The sequence below is a fragment of the Nocardia sp. 348MFTsu5.1 genome, from assembly GCF_000383535.1.
GTDB lineage: Bacteria > Actinomycetota > Actinomycetes > Mycobacteriales > Mycobacteriaceae > Williamsia > Williamsia faeni.
In genome coordinates, this window is record NZ_KB911520.1 from 1 (window position 1) to 17,926 (window position 17,926).

A 17,926-nucleotide genomic window follows, 5' to 3' on the forward strand; every position below is an offset into this window, starting at 1 on the left:
CCTTTGGTCAACCGCAACTCTTTGCGCGTGAAACCAAACAAGGAGGAATACCCGGCCTTGGTATACGACGACCGGTCCGACACCTCCAACAACCGACCCAAACCCGCGAACTCCACCTTGCGGGCGACCCTTTCATGCACCCGCACAAGCTCATTCACCTCGGCATCAGACATATCCGACGACGAACAATCCGCAATATCAGCCAGCAGCACCTCCAACTCGAGGTACTTACCCACCAACACCGAAACCGACGAAACATCCCCACCAACATCGTCAACCATCATGCCCCCCAGCACATCTGATCGAAACCTTTCAACCAGCCTACCCGGAGAATCGCGTCTTGTCGAACATTCTTTCGAACTATTTGGAATCGTTTTTCACAGCCACAGCCAATCTCCGAACCGCCTCGTGTAATCCATCCGGCGCCAGCGCAGAGAAACTGAGTCGCAGGCAATCACTGAAGTCGGCATCCACGCCAAAAGCCGTTCCCGGCACAAATGCCACTCCCGCATTCACCGCGTCAACCAGCAACCGCGAGGTATCGATGCCAGGCATCCGGACCCAGCAGAACATGCCACCTTCAGGTTCCGTGAACTGAACCTTGTCGCCCAGTTCGTGGCGAAGCGCACCAGCCAAAGTAGTTGCACGCAAGCGATACTCAGATCGAACGTGATCAACATGAGAATCCAGCCAGGCGCCGTCGTCGAGCAACTCGGCGACGATCAACTGGCTGAAGGTCGATCCACAGAGGTCGGCACCCTGGCGCAGCAGTTCCACCATCTCGATCACTTCTTTCGGACCGCTCATCCAACCAACCCTTAGCGCGGGTGCCAGAATCTTCGATGCCGAGCCCAGGCGAACAACTCGATCACCATGCGCCGCAATCGGCTCGATGTCAGTGCCGGAGAACCGCAATCGTCCATATGGGTCGTCCTCGACAACGATGAATCCGTATCGATCGGCCAACCGCGCGAGTTCGATCCGGGTTGCCGCAGTGGCCGTCACTCCGGCAGGATTGTGAAAGTTGCTGACGGTATGGACTATCCGTGGACGCTCGCCCGCTTCGAGCAATTCTCGCAATGCGTCAACATCGAGCCCAGCTGCGGTGATCGGCAACGCCCGCACTCGCGCCCGCACCGACTGGAATACCTGTAGCGCACCCACGTACACCGGATCGTCGACGACCACCAGGTCGCCGGGATTCACCAGCGTATGGGCCAACAGGAACAACGCCTGTTGCGAACCATGCGTCAACAAGACCCCCACCGGGTCATCGACACCGAGATACCGAGCCACTGCTTCACGGCAGGTGTACACACCCGCACTCACCGTGTACTGCAACGCCTCGGGGTCCGCACTGATTCGAGCGGCCGATTCCGAAATACGCTCAGCGGGAATCAGTTCGGTCGCCGGCAATCCGCCTGCCAAGCTCAACACGTCGGGCTTCTCGGTCAGCTTCAACAGGTCACGGATCGCCGACCCGCGGACATTCGCCAACGCGTGCGACGGTTTGTAAGAGTTTTCGACAACAGACATGGGCAACACTCTCCACAGCAGCAGGAATCAACATGTGTGGTGATGAGAGTGGTCACCAAATCAGGCGCGCCAGTGTGAGTCGCAATGCCCACGCTAACGCGCCTGATGTGAAATATGAAGTTGATTTCCCAAATAATGGGATGATTAGTCCAGATCGTCGTGGCGAACCAGCTGCCGAGCAGCCTCCGTGATCGACCCGGACAGCGACGGATAGACCGAGAACGTCTGAGCCAAGTCGCTGACCATCAGTTTGTTCTGCACCGCGATCGCGATCGGAAGGATCAGCTCAGATGCATTGGGGGCCACCACAACTCCACCGATGACCACACCCGTTGCCGGTCGGCAGAAGATCTTCACGAAGCCACGACGCAAACCGCTCATCTTGGCGCGCGGGTTGGTCGCAAGCGGCAACATGATCGTTCGGGCCGGGTACTCACCGGAGTCGATGGCCTGCTGACTGACGCCGACCGTGGCAATCTCGGGCCGGGTGAAGATCGCGGATGCCACGGTCTTGAGGCGAATCGGTGACACACCTTCGCCCAGCGAGTGATACATCGCAATTCGGCCCTGCATCGCAGCGACCGATGCCAGCGGCAACAGGCCGGTGCAGTCGCCTGCGGCGTAGATCCCGGGCACCGCCGTCCGGGAGACCCGGTCGACTTTCAGGTACCCACCGCGGTCGAGCTCCAGCCCGACATGCTCGAGTCCGAGATCGTTTGTGTTCGGAACCGATCCCACCGTCATCAGGCAATGCGAGCCCTCGACGGTGCGGCCGTCGGCAAGACTGACCTTCACCCCATCGGCGGTGCGCTCGACCTTGTCGGCCCGCGCATGCTTCACCAGGTTCACGCCGCGTTCTGCCAACACATCCTCGAGGACCAGCGCCGCATCCTCGTCCTCGCCGGGCAGCACGCGGTCGCGGCTCGACACCATTGTCACCGGCACACCGAGCTCGGTGTACGCGTGCACGAACTCGGCACCGGTCACGCCGGATCCGACAACGATCAGATGTTCGGGCGATTCGTTGAGGTCGTACATCTGTCGCCACGTCAGGATCCGCTCACCGTCGGGCTGTGCGGCGGGAAGGACGCGGGGCGACGCGCCGGTTGCGACCAACACCACATCGGCGTCGAGAATCTCCACTTCCCCGTCGCTGCCGTCGGCCTCGATGGGTGTTGCGACAACCTTGTGACGGGCGAATCCGACCTCGGGATCAGCAAGACGCCCACGGCCGTGAATGATCCGGACACCCTCGGTCAGAAGCCTCGAGCGGATGTCGGAGGACTGCGCGAAGGCGAGATCTTTGACACGGTCGTGGATCTGCGGCAACGACACGACCGCATCGTCGTATTTCAGGTTGATTCCCAGGTCAACGGCGCGGCGGACGTCGGTCCTGATCCCGGTGGAGGCAATGAAGGTCTTCGAAGGCACACAGTCCCACAGCACACAGGCACCACCCATGCCGTCGCTGTCGACAATGGTGATGTGGGCACCGTAGGTCGATGCAGCAAGGGCTGCTTCGTAGCCGGCGGGTCCTCCACCGAGGATCACAATCTTTGTCATTTTCAGGTCAACTCCCAGGGATGTCGGACGGGCCTGCCGGCGGGGTGGCGCCACTTGAGAATCTAGTCGATCACCCCTCGCACTTTCCCGATGGGGAGCTGACCATCTAGGCTCCTCTCCGTGCCTATCTACGCGGCCTACGGCTCAAACATGCACCCAGAGCAGATGCTCATGCGTGCCCCCCACTCTCCGATGGCGGGCACCGGATGGCTGTACGGGTGGCGACTCACGTTCGGTGGCGGCGACATCGGTTGGGAAGGCGCACTCGCAACTGTCACCGAAGATCGTGACGACCCCGAGGCCCGCGTGTTCGTCGTTTTGTACGACGTGACCGAGGACGATGAATCCAGCCTCGATCGCTGGGAGGGCTCCGAACTCGGGATCCACCGCAAGATCCGGGCCCGCATCACCACGCCCAACGGGCCGAACCTGGCCTGGCTGTACGTCCTGGACGCGTTCGAAGGCGGTCTACCGTCGGCGCGTTACCTCGGCGTCATGGCCGAGGCAGCCGAAATCGCCGGGGCACCAGCCGATTACGTACATCAGCTACGGCTCCGCGAGTCACGCAACGTCGGACCCGGACCGGATAGCCCGGGGCCCGACCACTAGCGGTTGCGCAGGCTCGCCTGCAGAACGACCCCGGCCAGCGTCCGCACGCCCACCGCGAGCGCACGCTCGTCGAGGTCGAAGTTCGGCTGATGCAGATCCACCTGCTGGCCGTGCCCGGACCAGACGCCGAGCCGCGCCATCGCACCGGGGACGTTCTCGAGGTACCACGAAAAGTCTTCTCCACCACCGGATTGCGCGGTGTCTGCCAGCGCGTCGGGGCTCACCGACAAGATCGCGTCGCGGAAGATCTCGGTGGAGATCGAATCGTTGACGACGGGTGGGACGCCGCGCTTGTAGATCATGTCGTAGCGCACGCTCAGTGGCGCCAAGAGTCCCTCGATGATCTCGCGCACCAACGGTTCGAGCAACGCCCAGGTGGCGTGATCACCCGTGCGGACGGTGCCCCGCAGGCGCCCCTCCTGAGGAATCGCATTGGGCGCATCGCCGGCATGGACCGATCCCCACACCATCACCGTGCTGGTCCGCGGATCGATGCGCCGCGACAGTATGCCCGGCAGACCGGTGATCACGGACCCCATCGCATAGACGAGGTCCGCGGTCAGGTGCGGCCGTGAGGTGTGGCCACCGGGTGAGTGCAGGACGAGTTCGACGTGGTCGGCCGCCGACGTGATCGGCCCACGCCGCAAGCCCACTTTGCCGACCTCGAGCTTCGGATCGCAGTGTAGGGCGTAGATCTGCGACACGCCTCGCGTCACACCGGCGGTGACGGCGTCAAGGGCGCCACCGGGCATCACTTCCTCGGCCGCCTGGAATATCAGTCGCACACCGATCGGCAGGTCCTCCATCGACGCCAGCGCCTTGCCCACGCCCAACAGCACCGCCGTGTGCCCGTCGTGCCCACAAGCGTGCGAGACACCCTCTGCGGTGGACGAAAACGGCAGCCCGGTCAGCTCGGCGATCGGCAGCGCGTCCATGTCGGCACGCAGCGCCACCAGCGGTCCGGCCGGGCCGATGTCGCACACCACACCAACACCCTGCGGCAGGATCCGCGGCGACAGTCCGGCCTTCGTCAGTTCGTCGACAACGATGCCGGTGGTACGCAGCTCACTGCGCGACAGTTCCGGATGGCTATGAAAATCCCGGCGCCAGGCCACCAACTGCGCGGTGTTGGCCGCCAGCCAGTCGTCCAGGTCAGTCAGGAAACGTTCCGCATCCACGTGTTGCCCAGTCATGTTTCGTTACACACTCATCGTCTTCTGCCCGCGTCACGCGGGACTGTACCTGTTCGTTTCTCCTGCTGTTGCAGGAGATCTTCACGCCACTGCGGGTCGGCCGCGGCGCGCGCGGCGGTTGCCGTGAGAGCAACCGCTCCGTCGACCACCGCCTGATCCGCCGACGGCGACGCAGCTGCCGCGGCGAACTCGATCTCATGGGTGCCGGCGCCGTTGCTCTCGATGCCGATCGTCGGGTGGATGGAAGGCAACATCTGGCTGATGTTGCCCATGTCGGTACTGCCTAGCGGCCGCAACCCCTCGAGGGCGGTCGGCATCACCTCGCGACCGAGGTCGGCGATCGCACCGCGGTATGCCTCGAGCAGGCGCTGATCGTGCCGGAGTTCGACGTACGTCGGCGATACCGTCGAGATCTCGTACGTACAACCCGCGGCCAGCGCTCCCGCCGCAAAGCAGGCTTCCGCTCGCTCACGCAGTTCGCTCAGCGACGACTCGTCAACGGCCCGCAGATAATAGAGGAGCTCGCTGTGCGCGCTGACGATGTTCGGGGCACTGCCGCCGTTGCTGACGATTCCGTGCATCTGCTGCCCGGACTTCAGGTACTGACGCAACAACCCGAGCGAGACCTGCGCGATGGTGGCCGCATCGGCGGCGTTGCGTCCACGTTCGGGCGAGGCCGCGGCATGGGCTTCGACACCGGTGTACCGGATGGCCAGATCGTCCAAAGCCAACGAGCTGCTGGCGATCTCGTCCATCCGCCCCGGGTGGACCATCAGTGCCATCGCGACCGGATCAAAAACCCCGGCCTGCGCCATCACGATCTTTCCGCCACCGGTTTCCTCGGCGGGGGTGCCGAGCACCAGGACGGTGATGCCGAGTTCATCGGCGACCTCGGCGAGTCCACGCGCGGCACCGACAGCGCTGGCGGCAATCATGTTGTGGCCACAGGCATGCCCCAGCCCGGGCAACGCGTCGTACTCGGCGCACAGACCGACCACGAGGTCTCCCGAGCCGTATGTCGCGGTGAACGCCGTCGGCAGGTCCGCCACGCCGGTGGTGACCTCGAAGCCATAACCGTCGAGCAGGCTGGTCACCTTGGCGACGCTACGGTGTTCCCCGAACGCCAGCTCTGGTTCGGCATGGATTGAATGAGACAACTCGATCAGGTCACCGGCCACCGCCTGGACGGCATGCGAGCCCCGCTGCCCGATCGTTGTCATCGGCTCATTCTCTCACCATCGCGATAGCGAACTGAATCGAGTTAGCCAACCAGGCTGGCCGGCGTCGGGTCATCGAGATCGGCAAGCAGGGGCGCACGCAGCCCCTTCTTGATCAATTCCAGCGCCGGACCGGTCAGAGAGCTTCGGGAGGCCGCGATGTCGGTGGCCGTGGTTGTCAGCACATCGATGTCGACGGCTTGCTCCACGATGCCGGCAGCCACCGAATCCAGGCCGCCATACCTACGCCCCGTGGTCATGGCCTCGGTGGCGGTGGCGTCGGTCAGGCGGGTCCGGAGCAGCGTCGCCATACCTTTGGTGAACGGCATACCGAGCTGCACTTCAGGAAGCGACCAGAATCCACGCTCGGTCCGCATGATCCGATGATCAGCACACAGTGCCAGCATGGCGGCCGCACCGAACGCGTGGCCGTTGATCGCGGCGACAGTGGGCTGCGGGAACGTCAGAATCCGCGTGTACAGCGCATGGACGCGATCGAGGTAAGCCGGAAGCTTGTCTCCGTTGGCGCCGATGTACTCCACGTCGAGCCCGTTGGAAAAGAACTTGCCGGTCGCGGTGATGACAAGTGCGCCCGGCTTCGCGTCGACGACCTCATCGAGGCACGCATTGATCGCGTCGAGCCAATCGATTCCGAACCTGTTGTCGGTGTCACTCTCACCCTCGATGCCCAGATAGAGCGTGTGCACGGCGTCATGTGTGGTCACGTACGGCATGCCGCGAGCCTAGCGGTCCGGAAGGAACGCGATGTGACGGCCACAGCGAACCTGCGAGCGCGAACCGTTTTCGCCTTAGGGTTGGTTCCATGGCAATCGAAGGACCCGACGTGGTTTCCCCCAGTTCCGATCCGACGATCGACCCCATCGGCGCAGCGCAGGCCGCAGCCGACGCGATCGCCACGGCAACAGGAAAGCCGAGCCACGATGTCGCCGTGGTTCTCGGTTCTGGCTGGGCCCCGGCCGCCGCCGCGTTGGGTACCGCTGACACGAGCATTCCGATGGCCGACCTGCCGGGCTTCACGCCGCCGAGCGCGGCCGGGCACTCCGGCACCGTGCATTCACTGCGTATCGGCAACCGTTCGGTTCTCGTGTTGTTGGGCAGAACCCATGCGTACGAAGGACATCCACTGGCCAGTGTTGTCCACGCGGTGCGAACTGCGGCCAGGTGTGGCGTCGAGACGATGGTCCTCACCAACGCGGCCGGCGGGCTGCGTCATGACATGACGGTCGGCCAGCCGGTCCTGATCAGCGACCACCTGAACCTCACCGCCCGCTCCCCTCTCATCGGCGCTCAATTTGTCGACCTGGTCGACGCCTATGCACCTCGACTTCGGAAGATCGCCCAGTCCGTCGACCCCTCGTTGGCCGAGGGTGTCTACGCGGGACTGCCTGGCCCCCACTACGAAACACCCGCCGAGATCAACATGCTGCGCGTCCTCGGCGCCGACCTGGTGGGCATGTCCACCGTGCACGAGACCATCGCCGCCCGCGCCGAGAAGATGTCCGTCCTCGGCATCTCATTGGTGACCAACCTCGCGGCAGGTATCACCGGCGAACCGCTCAACCACGAAGAAGTTCTCGAGGTCGGCCGCGCGTCGGCCACCCGGATGGGTCACCTGCTGGCCCAGGTGATCGAACAGATCTGAGATACCGATGACCACGCCCGATGCCGTTGCGGCCTGGATCGACGCCGATCCCGACCCTCGTACCCGAGCCGAACTCGCCACGCTGGACTCCGCCGCATTGAACGAAAGATTCTCTGACACCCTGCATTTCGGAACCGCCGGCCTGCGGGGGCCGGTCCGGGGTGGCCCACTGGGGATGAACGTCGCCGTGGTCACCAAGGCGACCTCCGGCGTCGCGCAGTGGCTGATCGATAACGGCCACACCGGCGGTACCGTGGTCGTCGGCCGCGACGCCCGTCACGGTTCCGAAGACTTTTTCGCCGCCACGACGGAAGTTCTTGCGGCGCAGGGGTTCGACGTCGTGGCATTGCCCGAACCGGGACCGACCCCGCTGGTCGCGTTCGCGGTCCGGCACGTGGGTGCCGTCGCCGGAATCCAGATCACCGCATCGCACAATCCTCCGGCCGACAACGGCTACAAGGTCTACCTCGAGCACGGCGCGCAACTGGTTCCACCGGCCGACGCGGAGATAGAGGCATTGATCGCCGGCACCGGACCTGCGATCGACATCCCACGGACAGCGGTGGCGCCGGATGACCGGGCGCGCAACAACATCGGACACTATCTGGCGCGCATCGTCACCCGGTTCGGTCACCGCGAACATCGAACGATCAGGATCGCCCTGACAGCGATGCACGGTGTCGGCGGCGACCTCGCCGTACAAGCCCTGCGCGAGTGCGGTTTCCACAACGTCACCGTGGTCGGATTGCAGCACGCCCCCGATCCGGACTTCCCGACGGCCGCGTTCCCGAATCCCGAAGAGCCGGGCGCCTCGGATCTCCTGCTCGCATTGGCGGACGACATCGACGCCGACCTCGCCATCGCCCTGGATCCCGACGCGGACCGTTGCGCCGTCGGCGCGCGGATCGACGGCGTCTGGCGGATGCTCACCGGCGACGAGACCGGTGCGCTGCTCGGTGCCCAGATCGTCTCCGCACACGTCGGCCAAGACGTATTGGTGGCCAACACCATCGTCTCCGGCAGCTTGCTCGGCAAGATCGCAGCGGCCGGCGGCGTCCGCTACGCCGCCACCCTGACCGGTTTCAAATGGCTGGTCCGCGCCGGAGAAGGCCTGGTCTACGCCTACGAGGAAGCCATCGGCCACTGCGTCGACCCGGACGGTGTGCGCGACAAAGACGGCATCAGCGCCGCGGTCGCACTGGGTGTCCTGACCCAGGAGCTCGCCGATTCCGACCGCGACCTCGCCGACCGTCTCGACGAGATCGCAGTGGAGCACGGTGTCCACCTGACCGGTCAATACGCGTTGCGCGTCGACGACCTCGCACAGATCACCGAGATCATGGCCGACCTGCGAACGAATCCACCGACGCAACTGGACGGGATCGTCGTCGACGCCGAGGACCTGCTCGAACGTGCACCAGGCGCGTCGACCGACGCTGTGCAGCTCACCGGCAACTCGGATACCGGCCAGGTCAGGGTCATCGCCAGACCATCGGGTACCGAGCCGAAGCTCAAGTTCTATCTGGAGGTTGCCGAGGCCCCCGGTCCACCATTGCCGACAGCACGATCCAGGGCGCAGGCGCGGTTGTCCGCGATCACCGCGCAGATTGCCGAGTTCTGTGCCGAAGGTCGCCGGTAGGGTGAGCGCGTGAGCGGAATCCATTACCCGACACCACCACCGAGATCTCCGTGGTCGTCACCGATCGTGATCGGTGCGATCGTGGCCGGTGTACTCGTGCTGGCACTGGCCATCCTCCTCGGCTTTCTCCTGATTCCGGCCGATGAATCCACGCCCAAAGCCGAGGACAGCAGTACTACGACCAGCCAACCGGTGTCGACGCTCACCGTGACTGCCGAGCCGTCGACCGTGACTGCGACGACCACCACGTCCACGCCGACCACGACAACCTCGACGTCGGTCGGTCCGCTCCCAGATGTGCCCGGCGCAGACCAGCAAGGCTTTGTCAGCGGTCCACGCTGCAACACGACGGAGGACCAAGCGATCATGGTCGGCCAGACTGGTGTCTCGAAAATTGTTGTCTGCCAGGTGGGCAACCAGAGCGGTCGATACTATTACAAGGGCGAGGCCAACGGTTTGGGCGTCGAGATCCCGGATCCGACGCGTTCCGGAAACCGGTTTGTGGCATTGAACCGCGATACCGTCTACGAGATGACACCGTCGTCGCTCACCATCACCACCAATGGCGTGGTCGTCTCGCGGGAACCTATGCTCGCCTACTGGACCGATTGACCGTGACACCAACCGAATCGAACAACGCCGCCATGCCCGCGGTTCTGCACGCCGCCGGAATCGACGTGGTGCGCGGTGGGCGATATCTGTTGCGGGACATCAATTTCACGGTTCACCCCGGTGAGCACTGGGCTCTCCTGGGTCCCAACGGGGCAGGAAAATCGACACTCCTGCATATCCTCGGCGCGTTCGGGCACCCGACGCACGGAACGGTCGACGTCCTCGGCCACCGACTGGGCCGAGTCGACATGCGCGAATTGCGCACGCATATCGGACATGTCGACCCGCGACATCGCCTCGACCTTCCACTGAAGGCACACGACGTCGTACTGACCGGACTGACCAACACGCCAGAACTCGATCCTCGCCGCAGGTACACCGGCGCCGAACATCGTCACGCCGACGAACTCCTCGAATTGCTCGGCATGTCGCAGCGCCGGGATTCGGCGTGGACCACGATGAGCCAAGGCGAACGCGGCCGAACCCTCATTGCCCGAGCGCTGATGCCCAAGCCCTCGCTGCTCCTGCTCGACGAACCCGCCACCGGCCTCGATCTCGCCGCGCGGGAACAGTTGCTGACCAGCATCGACCAGCTACGAAACGAGGTCGGCGACCTGGCGAGTGTCCTGGTCACCCACCACCTCGAAGACCTGCCGACGAGCACCAGCCATGCGCTGCTGCTGCGCGACGGCAAGTCGGTCATCCAGGGTGCGGTCGAGTTGTCCCTCACCTCGGCAACCATCACCAAATGTTTCGACCACTCGGTGCTGGTGACGCGAGACCGCGGCCGCTGGGCGGCGCGCAGCAGCTAGACCCGTTTGATCTACCGGGGTCCGAACTGGCGGTCGCCGGCATCTCCCAGACCCGGGGTGATGTAGGCGACGTCGTTGAGCCCGTCATCGATCGCGGCCACCACCAGACGAACTGGAAGTCCCGAATTCTCTAGTGCTGCAACACCTTCAGGAGCCGCCACCACACACACGGCGGTGATGTCGGACGCTTTGCGCGTCACCAGCAACTCGATCGTGTGGATCATCGAACCACCGGTGGCCAGCATCGGGTCGAGGACGAACACGGGCTGACCGGACAGGTCGTCGGGCAAGGATTCGAGATACGGCACCGGCTGATGGGTGTCCTCATTGCGGGCAATACCCACGAAACCGACATTGGCCTCGGGCACCATCGCGTGTGCCTGCTCGACCATGCCCAGGCCGGCCCGCAAGACGGGAACAAGCAATGGAGGGGTCGCCAGCCGGACACCCGTGGTCTCGGACACCGGCGTGGACACGGGGATCTCCGCAACCGGCGCACCGATTAGTGCCTCGTAGATCAACATCTGGGTCAGGTCTGACAAAGCCCCCCGGAACGCCGCGTTATCGGTGTTCTTGTCGCGCAAGGTGGTCAGTCTTGCCGCGGCCAAAGGATGGTCAACAGTCCGGATCTGCATGGCATAACCATACGAGGGGAACCAGACCACCCGCTCGTCGCGTCGTAAACCCATGACCTCGGTATCAGTTGAACCCGCCGCCCTGACCACCGCGGCCGCCCGAACCCGATCGGTGGGTGCCCAGATCGCGGCGTATGCGACTGCCGGTCGCGTCCAGGCGGCCACCCTCATGTCCGCATTCGGCCTGATGGGCGCAGAGTTCGCGGCAGCCGCGGTGATGGTCACCGATCGGCACAGTTCTGAACTCACCGACCTCGCAACCCGGATCGATGCCATCGCCGACGGCCTTCAGCAGTCCGCCGCCACATACTCGGGGGCCGATGACGGCAGCGCACAACAGATCAGCGCCCAGCAGACCAAGGCGCTCTAGATGATCCCCGTCGAGATCCTGATCGCGCCGCTGCAGACATTGCTGACCACCCTCGGGACCGGCGTTCTGCCCGGTGGTGCGCCGACCACGCAATTACGAACTATTGCAACGATTCTCGACGATTCCCGCGCATCCCAGGTCCGGACGAACGAGGAACTCAAACCCCAGTGGTCGGGAGTGGGAGCCAACTCGGCGATCGCGGTCCTCGAAGAGGCGGTCGTCGCTGCGGCGGGCTACTCCGACGACAGCCTCGCCATAGCGGACGTCATCGACTCGGCCGCTGACAAGGTCCGTCGGGCGGCGCTCGAACTCGAAGGCATCCTCGATGCTTTCGTGACGATCGCTGCCGCGATGGGACCAACTCTTTTCTCACCGGCAGGCATCGCCGCGATCCTGCCCGTCGCAATGGACCATGTGCAGCGCGGCATCGATGTTGTCGAACGCACCCGCACCGAATTGAGCGCCGATACCGACCGTCTCCTGCAGATCGGGCGGACACCGGCTCCGGCCGATACCGATTCCGTCGTCTCTCAACTCGCCCGCGTCGGCACCGAACTCGGCAACCTCTCCAATGCCGCGTTCGGCCCCATCGAGGCGGGCACCCAAGAGGCCGCGACCCAATCGGACGCCGTCCAGAATTCCGGCGCTGCACAGACACTGCCGGCAGGGTTGTCCGCGACAAATACCAACGGCACCGGTGTTGCGATCACGCTGCCGGACGGGTCGGTCGCGTACGCCCCCAACGAGCGCGCCGCCAAGGCGGTGCGGGCCGCGCTGAGCCAGCAAGGCGTTCCCTATGTGTGGGGTGGCACCACGCCCGGCGTGGGCCTCGACTGCAGCGGCCTGACGCAGTGGGCGTACCGCGAAGCCGGCGTCGAACTCCCCCGCCTCGCACAAGATCAAGACACCGCCGGAGTCGCGGTCTCACAGGCCGACCTCCAGCCCGGTGATCTCGCGGTGTGGTCCGGCCATGTCGCGATGTACGTCGGCAACGGTCAAATGGTCGAAGCCGGCGATCCGGTCAGCGTTTCAGCCGTCCGAACAACCAACCTGGATCAGACTTTCGAGGGGTTTTACCGGCCGACCTGAGCCTCGAAGACAAATTCATGGCAAAGCCACAGCTGTAATGGCGAGGCGAGGTAGCCCACGGTCAGCATCGGTGACTAGGCTCTGTCCCCATGGCCGGAGACATCGTCCCAATCGAACTCGTGATCACCGAAGGCAACACCTTTACGCTGTGGGCTCCCCGCTGGCGCGAGGGTGATGACGAGTGGGAAGCGTTCCTGGGTCTCGACGAAGACTTGTACGGATTCAGCTCGGTCGCCGAGCTTGTCGCATTCATCCGCTCGGGCGCCGAGAACGATCTCGATGAGCACCCCGCGTGGCAGACGGTCGTCGGGCTCAAGGCCGACGAGTTCGAACCGGCCGACGACAAGTCCTACGACCTCATCGCAGTCCCGGAACTGGCCGCCGAAGACCCCACCCCCGAGGTCATCGCCAAGCTCGAGGACGTCCTCGAAATCGTGCGGATCATCGGCGAGGTCTGCGAACTGGCGCCGATCACCAAGTTTTTCAACGGCAACCCCATCCTGGGCGCCGTCACCACCGGTACCCGCAACTTCATCGGACGCGATGGCGCCGAATTGTGGGAACGGATCGGCACCCTCATCGACAAGCGCTGGGACGATGTCATCGACGCCATCGATGAGGTCATCAGCATGCCGGAGGTCGACGCGGATGCCGTGACGGTGGCCGACGACGAACTCCTCGCTGCCGCCAGCGCAGAAGAAGAGGACGAACTCGACGACGACGTCGTCATCGTCGACAACGAAGACGACGACGATTCCGATGACGACGATGACGATGACCTCGAAGAAGAAGACGACGAGGACTACGACGAGATCGACGAAGACGATTTCTGGGCATCCGTCGGCATCGACCCGATCCAGATCATCACCGCCGAAGGTGAGTTCTACTCGCTCCGTTGCTATCTGGGCGACGACCCGGTCTTCCTCGGCAAGAACGGCAAGATTTTCGCCTTCAACTCCAAGCGAGCCCTGGAGCGGTATCTCGCCGACGACAACGAGCACGACCTCTCGCCGATCGGCACCTTCGAAGACATCCAGGTTGCCGCCACCGATGGTTCCCTCGAGATCGACGTCTACGAAGACAACGTCTACGTTCTGCCGGGGCTGACCGACGACATCATCGACGGCCCCCGTCGCATCGACCGCAAGCAACTCGAATTGGCTGTCGAACTGCTCACGGACGCAGCGGATTATGCCGACGACGATACGGTGGCCGACGCGTTGGGATCCACCACACCGCTCGGCTGGTTTGTGGACTACACCCTCAACCCCGACCCGAAGCGCATGGCACCGAGCCCGCCCTTCGACAACGAGTCCGAAGCCTGGCGGGCACTCGAGCACGACTTCGACGCACGCCTGGAAAAGAAGCGCGGCTGAAACACCCGACCCAGCGCCGATTTCGGCACGCTCGGCGGTGATATCAGCACGCTCGGCGGTGATATCAGCACGCTCGACCGTCGTTGGGGCACGCTCGACGGTCGTTGCGGCACGGTCGACGGTCGGGCGTCAGTTCAGCCGGTCAGCTCAGCCGATCAGGACGGCGTAACCCGGTTTGATGACGTCGTCGATGATGGACAGGCGCTCGTCGAAGTGGATGAACGCCGATTTCATGGCGTTGACCGTGAAGCGTTCCAGGTCGGACCATCCGTAGCCGAATTGGTCGACCAGCACCTTGCATTCACGGCTCATGGTGGTGTCGCTCATCAACCGGTTGTCCGTGTTGACCGTCACCCGGAACCGCAGTCGGGCAAGCACATTGAACGGATGCTCGGCCAGTCCTGCCACGGCTCCGGTCTGCACGTTGGAACTCGGACACAACTCGAGCGGGATCCGCTTGTCGCGGACGTAGTTTGCGATGAGCCCCAGCTCGGCGCCGTCGAAGGCGTCCGCGGCGAGGTCGGCACCGTCGGGCAACGTGATGTCGTCGATGACCCGCACGCCATGACCGAGACGATCGGCACCGCAGAAGCTGATGGCCTCGTGGATCGACGGTAGGCCGAACGCCTCACCGGCGTGAATCGTGAACGGTGCGTTCGACGCCCGCATGTACTCGAAGGCGTCCAGATGCCGGCTCGGCGGGTAACCGGCCTCGGCGCCGGCGATGTCGAAGCCGGCAACACCCTGGTCCCGGAATCGGACGGCCAGCTCTGCGATCTCCCGGGACCGGGCCGCATGGCGCATCGCGGTGACCAGGGTGCGCACCTGGATCCGGCGGCCCCGCGACGCAGCCTCGGCCGTGCCATCGGTGAAGCCTCGCAGCACCGCTTCGACAACCTCGTCGAGCGTCAGTCCGGCCTCGAGGTGCTGTTCCGGTGCAAACCGCACCTCGGCGTAGACAACACCGTCGTCGGCCAGATCCTCGGCACACTCCCGAGCCACGCGCTCGAGAGCCGGAGCGGTCTGCATCACGGCGACCGTGTGCTCGAACGTCTCGAGATACCGGACCAGGGAACCGCTGTCGGCAGCCTGCCGGAACCACGCCCCGAGATCGGCATCGTTGTCGGCGGGCAGGCCTTCGTATCCGACTTCGTGGGCGAGCTCGAGCACCGTTCGCGGACGCAGGCCACCATCGAGGTGATCGTGGAGCAGCACCTTGGGAGCGAGTGCGATGGAGGTCAGATCCAGCGGCATGGATGTCATGCGTCGACGGTAACCCGACCGATCACCCGGGACCCGGATTGCGGCGCTGCCGAACCGATCACAGCAGCGTCGGCAAGTGCGTGAGCTCCCGCCGCAAAACGGTCAGGGGTCTGGGTGTACATCGTGAACAGCGGGTCACCGGCAACGACTTTCTCCCCCGCCCGAACATGCCATCGCACACCGGCTTCGGCTTGCACCGCTTCGCCCTGCCGTTCGCGGCCCGCGCCCAAGCGCCAGGCCGCGACCCCGACCGCCATCGCGTCGATCGACCCCACCACGCCCGATTTGTCAGCTTTGATGACCTCTTCGTGATCCGCCTGCGGCAGACTTGCTCTCGGATCGCCGCCCTGTCCGGCGATCATTGCCTCCCAGACATCCATTGCCTTGCCGTTGCGGAGATTCTCGGCGGGATCGACGCCCGTGATCCCACCGGCGGCCAGCATCTCGCGGGCCAGTGCCAGGGTCAGCTCCACCACGTCGGCGGGACCACCACCGGCGAGGACCTCCAGCGACTCGGCGACCTCGAGCGCATTGCCCGCCGTCAGGCCGATGGGTTCGCTCATCGACGTCAACAGCGCAGAGGTCCGAACACCCGCGTCATTACCTATCTCGACCATGATCTGGGCGAGCTCGCGCGCATCGGCCTCCGACTTCATGAATGCACCGGAACCGACCTTCACATCGAGCACCAGCGCACTGGTTCCCTCGGCGATCTTCTTGCTCATGATGGAACTGGCGATGAGCGGTATCGATTCGACCGTCCCGGTGACGTCGCGCAGCGCATAGAGTTTCTTGTCCGCGGGCGCCAACGCCGCACCGGCCGCACAGATCACGGCGCCGACCGATTCGAGTAAATCGGTGATCTCAGCGTTGGTGAGGTCGCACCGCCATCCCGGAATTGCCTCGAGTTTGTCGAGTGTCCCACCAGTGTGACCCAGGCCACGTCCCGACAACTGCGGCACCGCAAGACCATAGGACGCGACCAACGGCGCCAACGGCAACGTGATCTTGTCTCCCACACCACCGGTCGAGTGTTTGTCCACGGTCACCAACGGCTTGCCGCCACGATGCAGATGAGTGAATTCCATTCGCTCACCCGTATTGATCATCGCTTCGGTCCAGCGCGCGATCTCGCGACGCTCCATGCCGCGCAACAGGATCGCCATCGCCAACGCCGACATCTGCTCGTCGTGCACCAGGCCGGCGGTGTAGGCGCTGACCACCCAGTCGATCTGGCCGTCACTCAGCGCCTGGCCGTCCCGCTTGGTCCGGATGACCGACACCGCATCGAAAACCTCAGCCACGATGCCCTCCCGACACTCGTCCGGCCGCCAGGTCCGAGGGGCCGAAATGGTCCGGGAGCAACTCGCCCAAGGGCTTCGGACCGCCCGGGTGGTCGATCAACATCTCCGGTCCGCCGTGCTCGAGCAACACCTGCCGACAGCGCCCGCAGGGCATGAGGATCTCTCCCCGGCTGTCCGTGCAACTGAGGGCGACCAGACGTCCACCGCCGGTGGCGTGGAGGTTGCCGGCAAGTGTGCACTCGGCGCACAGCCCCAAACCATATGAGACATTTTCCACATTGCAACCAGTCACAAGACGACCATCGTCGACTAATGCGGCCGCACCCACCGGAAAGGCCGAATAGGGTGCATATGCCCTCCCCATAGACTCAAAAGCATTGTCCCGCAATAGTTTCCAGTCAATTTCCGGCGTCACAGAGCAGCCCTTTCGCTATTGACACCCACAAAAGCGGACATCACGTACCCGCAAAAACCTTGGTAAGGCAAACCTAATTCGAGTTGTGTTGCAGCTCATATCCACTCGGGCAGGATTCTTTCTCACAACAGCTTAGGTTTATGGTTTGTGACGTGGGTCCACGATCGAGCAGCCGGAACCGCGCTCGACGCGTCCATCAACGATGTTGGAGGCCAAATTCTCGATGAGCATTCCTACCGAGACCGCGCCCGTTCCGGTGCGCAAGCGCTCGTTGTACCGGGGCGACCCAGGCATGTGGTCCTGGGTGCTGCACCGGATTACCGGCGTATCTATTTTCTTCTTCCTCTTTGTACACGTACTCGATACGGCAGTGATCCGGATTGATCCGGACAAGTACTCCGAAATCATCGAGACGTACAAGAACCCGATCATCGGTCTGATGGAGATCGGCCTCGTTGCCTGCGTGCTCTACCACGCGCTCAACGGCGTCCGGATCATCCTCATCGACTTCTGGTCAAAGGGTCCGAAGTTCCAGCGACAGATGCTCTGGACGATCTTGACCTTGTTCGTCATCATCTTCGGCGCAGCGGCCATCCGCCTGCTGCAGCTGCTCGTGGAACACATTTAGGA

The 17,926-nt window shown here is 64.0% G+C and carries 18 protein-coding genes and 1 pseudogene; 9 read left to right on the forward strand and 10 right to left on the reverse strand.

Going from position 1 to position 17,926, the window contains the following annotated elements; translation table 11 throughout:
* The 3 genes and pseudogenes from H290_RS29340 to H290_RS0120310 form a co-directional block, all read right to left on the reverse strand.
* Positions 1-296, reverse strand: a pseudogene (locus H290_RS29340) (hypothetical protein); the annotation flags it as partial.
* Positions 297-360: 64 nt separating this feature from the next.
* Entirely contained in the window at positions 361-1,536 is a 1,176-nt protein-coding gene (locus tag H290_RS0120305; RefSeq protein ID WP_020108669.1) for a PLP-dependent aminotransferase family protein, read from the reverse strand.
* A gap of 144 nt (positions 1,537-1,680) precedes the next feature.
* Entirely contained in the window at positions 1,681-3,099 is a 1,419-nt protein-coding gene (locus tag H290_RS0120310) for an NAD(P)H-quinone dehydrogenase (RefSeq protein ID WP_020108670.1), read from the reverse strand.
* Between the two features lie 120 nt (positions 3,100-3,219).
* On the opposite strand from H290_RS0120310, the gene H290_RS0120315 reads away from it, so the two are divergent.
* A complete protein-coding gene (locus H290_RS0120315) occupies positions 3,220-3,708 on the forward strand; it encodes a gamma-glutamylcyclotransferase (protein WP_020108671.1) in 489 nt (162 codons plus the stop codon).
* On the opposite strand, the gene H290_RS0120320 is transcribed toward H290_RS0120315, so the two are convergent.
* Genes H290_RS0120320 through H290_RS0120330 form a run of 3 tightly spaced genes read right to left on the reverse strand, consistent with a single transcriptional unit; the run spans position 3,705 to position 6,852 of the window.
* Complete coding sequence (locus tag H290_RS0120320) at positions 3,705-4,901, reverse strand: M20 family metallopeptidase (protein ID WP_036519726.1); 1,197 nt, start codon at positions 4,899-4,901, stop codon at positions 3,705-3,707. The two genes, H290_RS0120315 and H290_RS0120320, sit on opposite strands and share 4 nt — an antisense overlap.
* A gap of 14 nt (positions 4,902-4,915) precedes the next feature.
* Positions 4,916-6,121 (reverse strand): amidohydrolase, encoded by a 1,206-nt coding sequence (locus H290_RS0120325; protein WP_020108673.1) that lies wholly within the window; start codon positions 6,119-6,121, stop codon positions 4,916-4,918.
* A gap of 41 nt (positions 6,122-6,162) precedes the next feature.
* Positions 6,163-6,852: an enoyl-CoA hydratase/isomerase family protein gene (locus H290_RS0120330; protein WP_020108674.1), complete on the reverse strand. Its 690-nt coding sequence runs from the start codon at positions 6,850-6,852 to the stop codon at positions 6,163-6,165.
* An 89-nt stretch (positions 6,853-6,941) separates the two neighbouring features.
* On the opposite strand from H290_RS0120330, the gene H290_RS0120335 reads away from it, so the two are divergent.
* From H290_RS0120335 to H290_RS0120350, 4 genes are read left to right on the forward strand one after another with little or no spacing between them, the layout of a single operon-like run.
* On the forward strand, positions 6,942-7,781 hold the full coding sequence (locus H290_RS0120335; RefSeq protein WP_020108675.1) for a purine-nucleoside phosphorylase: 840 nt from the start codon (positions 6,942-6,944) through the stop codon (positions 7,779-7,781).
* A 7-nt stretch (positions 7,782-7,788) separates the two neighbouring features.
* Positions 7,789-9,420 (forward strand): phospho-sugar mutase, encoded by a 1,632-nt coding sequence (locus H290_RS0120340; protein WP_020108676.1) that lies wholly within the window; start codon positions 7,789-7,791, stop codon positions 9,418-9,420.
* A 9-nt stretch (positions 9,421-9,429) separates the two neighbouring features.
* Complete coding sequence (locus H290_RS0120345; RefSeq protein WP_028463447.1) at positions 9,430-10,032, forward strand: hypothetical protein; 603 nt, start codon at positions 9,430-9,432, stop codon at positions 10,030-10,032.
* A gap of 32 nt (positions 10,033-10,064) precedes the next feature.
* Entirely contained in the window at positions 10,065-10,844 is a 780-nt protein-coding gene (locus H290_RS0120350; protein WP_028463448.1) for an ABC transporter ATP-binding protein, read from the forward strand.
* Between the two features lie 11 nt (positions 10,845-10,855).
* Here the strand turns inward: H290_RS0120350 and upp are convergent, their stop codons facing one another.
* On the reverse strand, positions 10,856-11,479 hold the full coding sequence (upp, locus tag H290_RS0120355; RefSeq protein WP_028463449.1) for a uracil phosphoribosyltransferase: 624 nt from the start codon (positions 11,477-11,479) through the stop codon (positions 10,856-10,858).
* 52 nt (positions 11,480-11,531) lie between these two features.
* Between upp and H290_RS29345 the strand changes: the two genes are divergently transcribed.
* The 3 genes from H290_RS29345 (at position 11,532) to H290_RS0120370 (ending at position 14,314) form a co-directional block, all read left to right on the forward strand.
* Positions 11,532-11,849 (forward strand): type VII secretion target, encoded by a 318-nt coding sequence (locus H290_RS29345; protein WP_020108680.1) that lies wholly within the window; start codon positions 11,532-11,534, stop codon positions 11,847-11,849.
* The gene (locus H290_RS0120365; RefSeq protein ID WP_020108681.1) at positions 11,850-12,938 is read left to right on the forward strand and encodes a C40 family peptidase; all 1,089 of its coding nucleotides are present in this window, start codon (positions 11,850-11,852) and stop codon (positions 12,936-12,938) included.
* Between the two features lie 89 nt (positions 12,939-13,027).
* Entirely contained in the window at positions 13,028-14,314 is a 1,287-nt protein-coding gene (locus H290_RS0120370; protein WP_020108682.1) for a hypothetical protein, read from the forward strand.
* Positions 14,315-14,461: 147 nt separating this feature from the next.
* On the opposite strand, the gene H290_RS0120375 is transcribed toward H290_RS0120370, so the two are convergent.
* From H290_RS0120375 to H290_RS0120385, 3 genes are read right to left on the reverse strand one after another with little or no spacing between them, the layout of a single operon-like run.
* On the reverse strand, positions 14,462-15,577 hold the full coding sequence (locus H290_RS0120375) for an adenosine deaminase (protein WP_020108683.1): 1,116 nt from the start codon (positions 15,575-15,577) through the stop codon (positions 14,462-14,464).
* Complete coding sequence (locus H290_RS0120380; protein WP_196809602.1) at positions 15,574-16,884, reverse strand: thymidine phosphorylase; 1,311 nt, start codon at positions 16,882-16,884, stop codon at positions 15,574-15,576. Before H290_RS0120380 ends, H290_RS0120375 begins: the two co-directional genes overlap by 4 nt.
* Positions 16,874-17,296 (reverse strand): cytidine deaminase, encoded by a 423-nt coding sequence (locus H290_RS0120385; RefSeq protein WP_028463450.1) that lies wholly within the window; start codon positions 17,294-17,296, stop codon positions 16,874-16,876. The genes H290_RS0120380 and H290_RS0120385 overlap by 11 nt, the downstream gene beginning before the upstream one ends.
* Positions 17,297-17,519: 223 nt before the next feature.
* On the opposite strand from H290_RS0120385, the gene sdhC reads away from it, so the two are divergent.
* A complete protein-coding gene (gene sdhC, locus H290_RS0120390) occupies positions 17,520-17,924 on the forward strand; it encodes a succinate dehydrogenase, cytochrome b556 subunit (RefSeq protein ID WP_081631666.1) in 405 nt (134 codons plus the stop codon).
* The last annotated feature ends 2 nt before the right edge of the window (positions 17,925-17,926 follow it).

Coding starts and splice junctions, on each gene's coding strand:
- H290_RS0120330 (WP_020108674.1), bottom strand. CDS start 6,852: ATGCCGTACGTGACCACACATGACGCCGTGCACACGCTCTATCTGGGC.
- H290_RS0120320 (WP_036519726.1), bottom strand. CDS start 4,901: ATGACTGGGCAACACGTGGATGCGGAACGTTTCCTGACTGACCTGGAC.
- H290_RS0120365 (WP_020108681.1), top strand. CDS start 11,850: ATGATCCCCGTCGAGATCCTGATCGCGCCGCTGCAGACATTGCTGACC.
- H290_RS29345 (WP_020108680.1), top strand. CDS start 11,532: ATGACCTCGGTATCAGTTGAACCCGCCGCCCTGACCACCGCGGCCGCC.
- upp (WP_028463449.1), bottom strand. CDS start 11,479: ATGCAGATCCGGACTGTTGACCATCCTTTGGCCGCGGCAAGACTGACC.
- H290_RS0120325 (WP_020108673.1), bottom strand. CDS start 6,121: ATGACAACGATCGGGCAGCGGGGCTCGCATGCCGTCCAGGCGGTGGCC.
- H290_RS0120350 (WP_028463448.1), top strand. CDS start 10,065: ATGCCCGCGGTTCTGCACGCCGCCGGAATCGACGTGGTGCGCGGTGGG.
- H290_RS0120305 (WP_020108669.1), bottom strand. CDS start 1,536: ATGTCTGTTGTCGAAAACTCTTACAAACCGTCGCACGCGTTGGCGAAT.
- H290_RS0120310 (WP_020108670.1), bottom strand. CDS start 3,099: ATGACAAAGATTGTGATCCTCGGTGGAGGACCCGCCGGCTACGAAGCA.
- H290_RS0120340 (WP_020108676.1), top strand. CDS start 7,789: ATGACCACGCCCGATGCCGTTGCGGCCTGGATCGACGCCGATCCCGAC.
- H290_RS0120335 (WP_020108675.1), top strand. CDS start 6,942: ATGGCAATCGAAGGACCCGACGTGGTTTCCCCCAGTTCCGATCCGACG.
- sdhC (WP_081631666.1), top strand. CDS start 17,520: ATGAGCATTCCTACCGAGACCGCGCCCGTTCCGGTGCGCAAGCGCTCG.
- H290_RS0120375 (WP_020108683.1), bottom strand. CDS start 15,577: ATGACATCCATGCCGCTGGATCTGACCTCCATCGCACTCGCTCCCAAG.
- H290_RS0120370 (WP_020108682.1), top strand. CDS start 13,028: ATGGCCGGAGACATCGTCCCAATCGAACTCGTGATCACCGAAGGCAAC.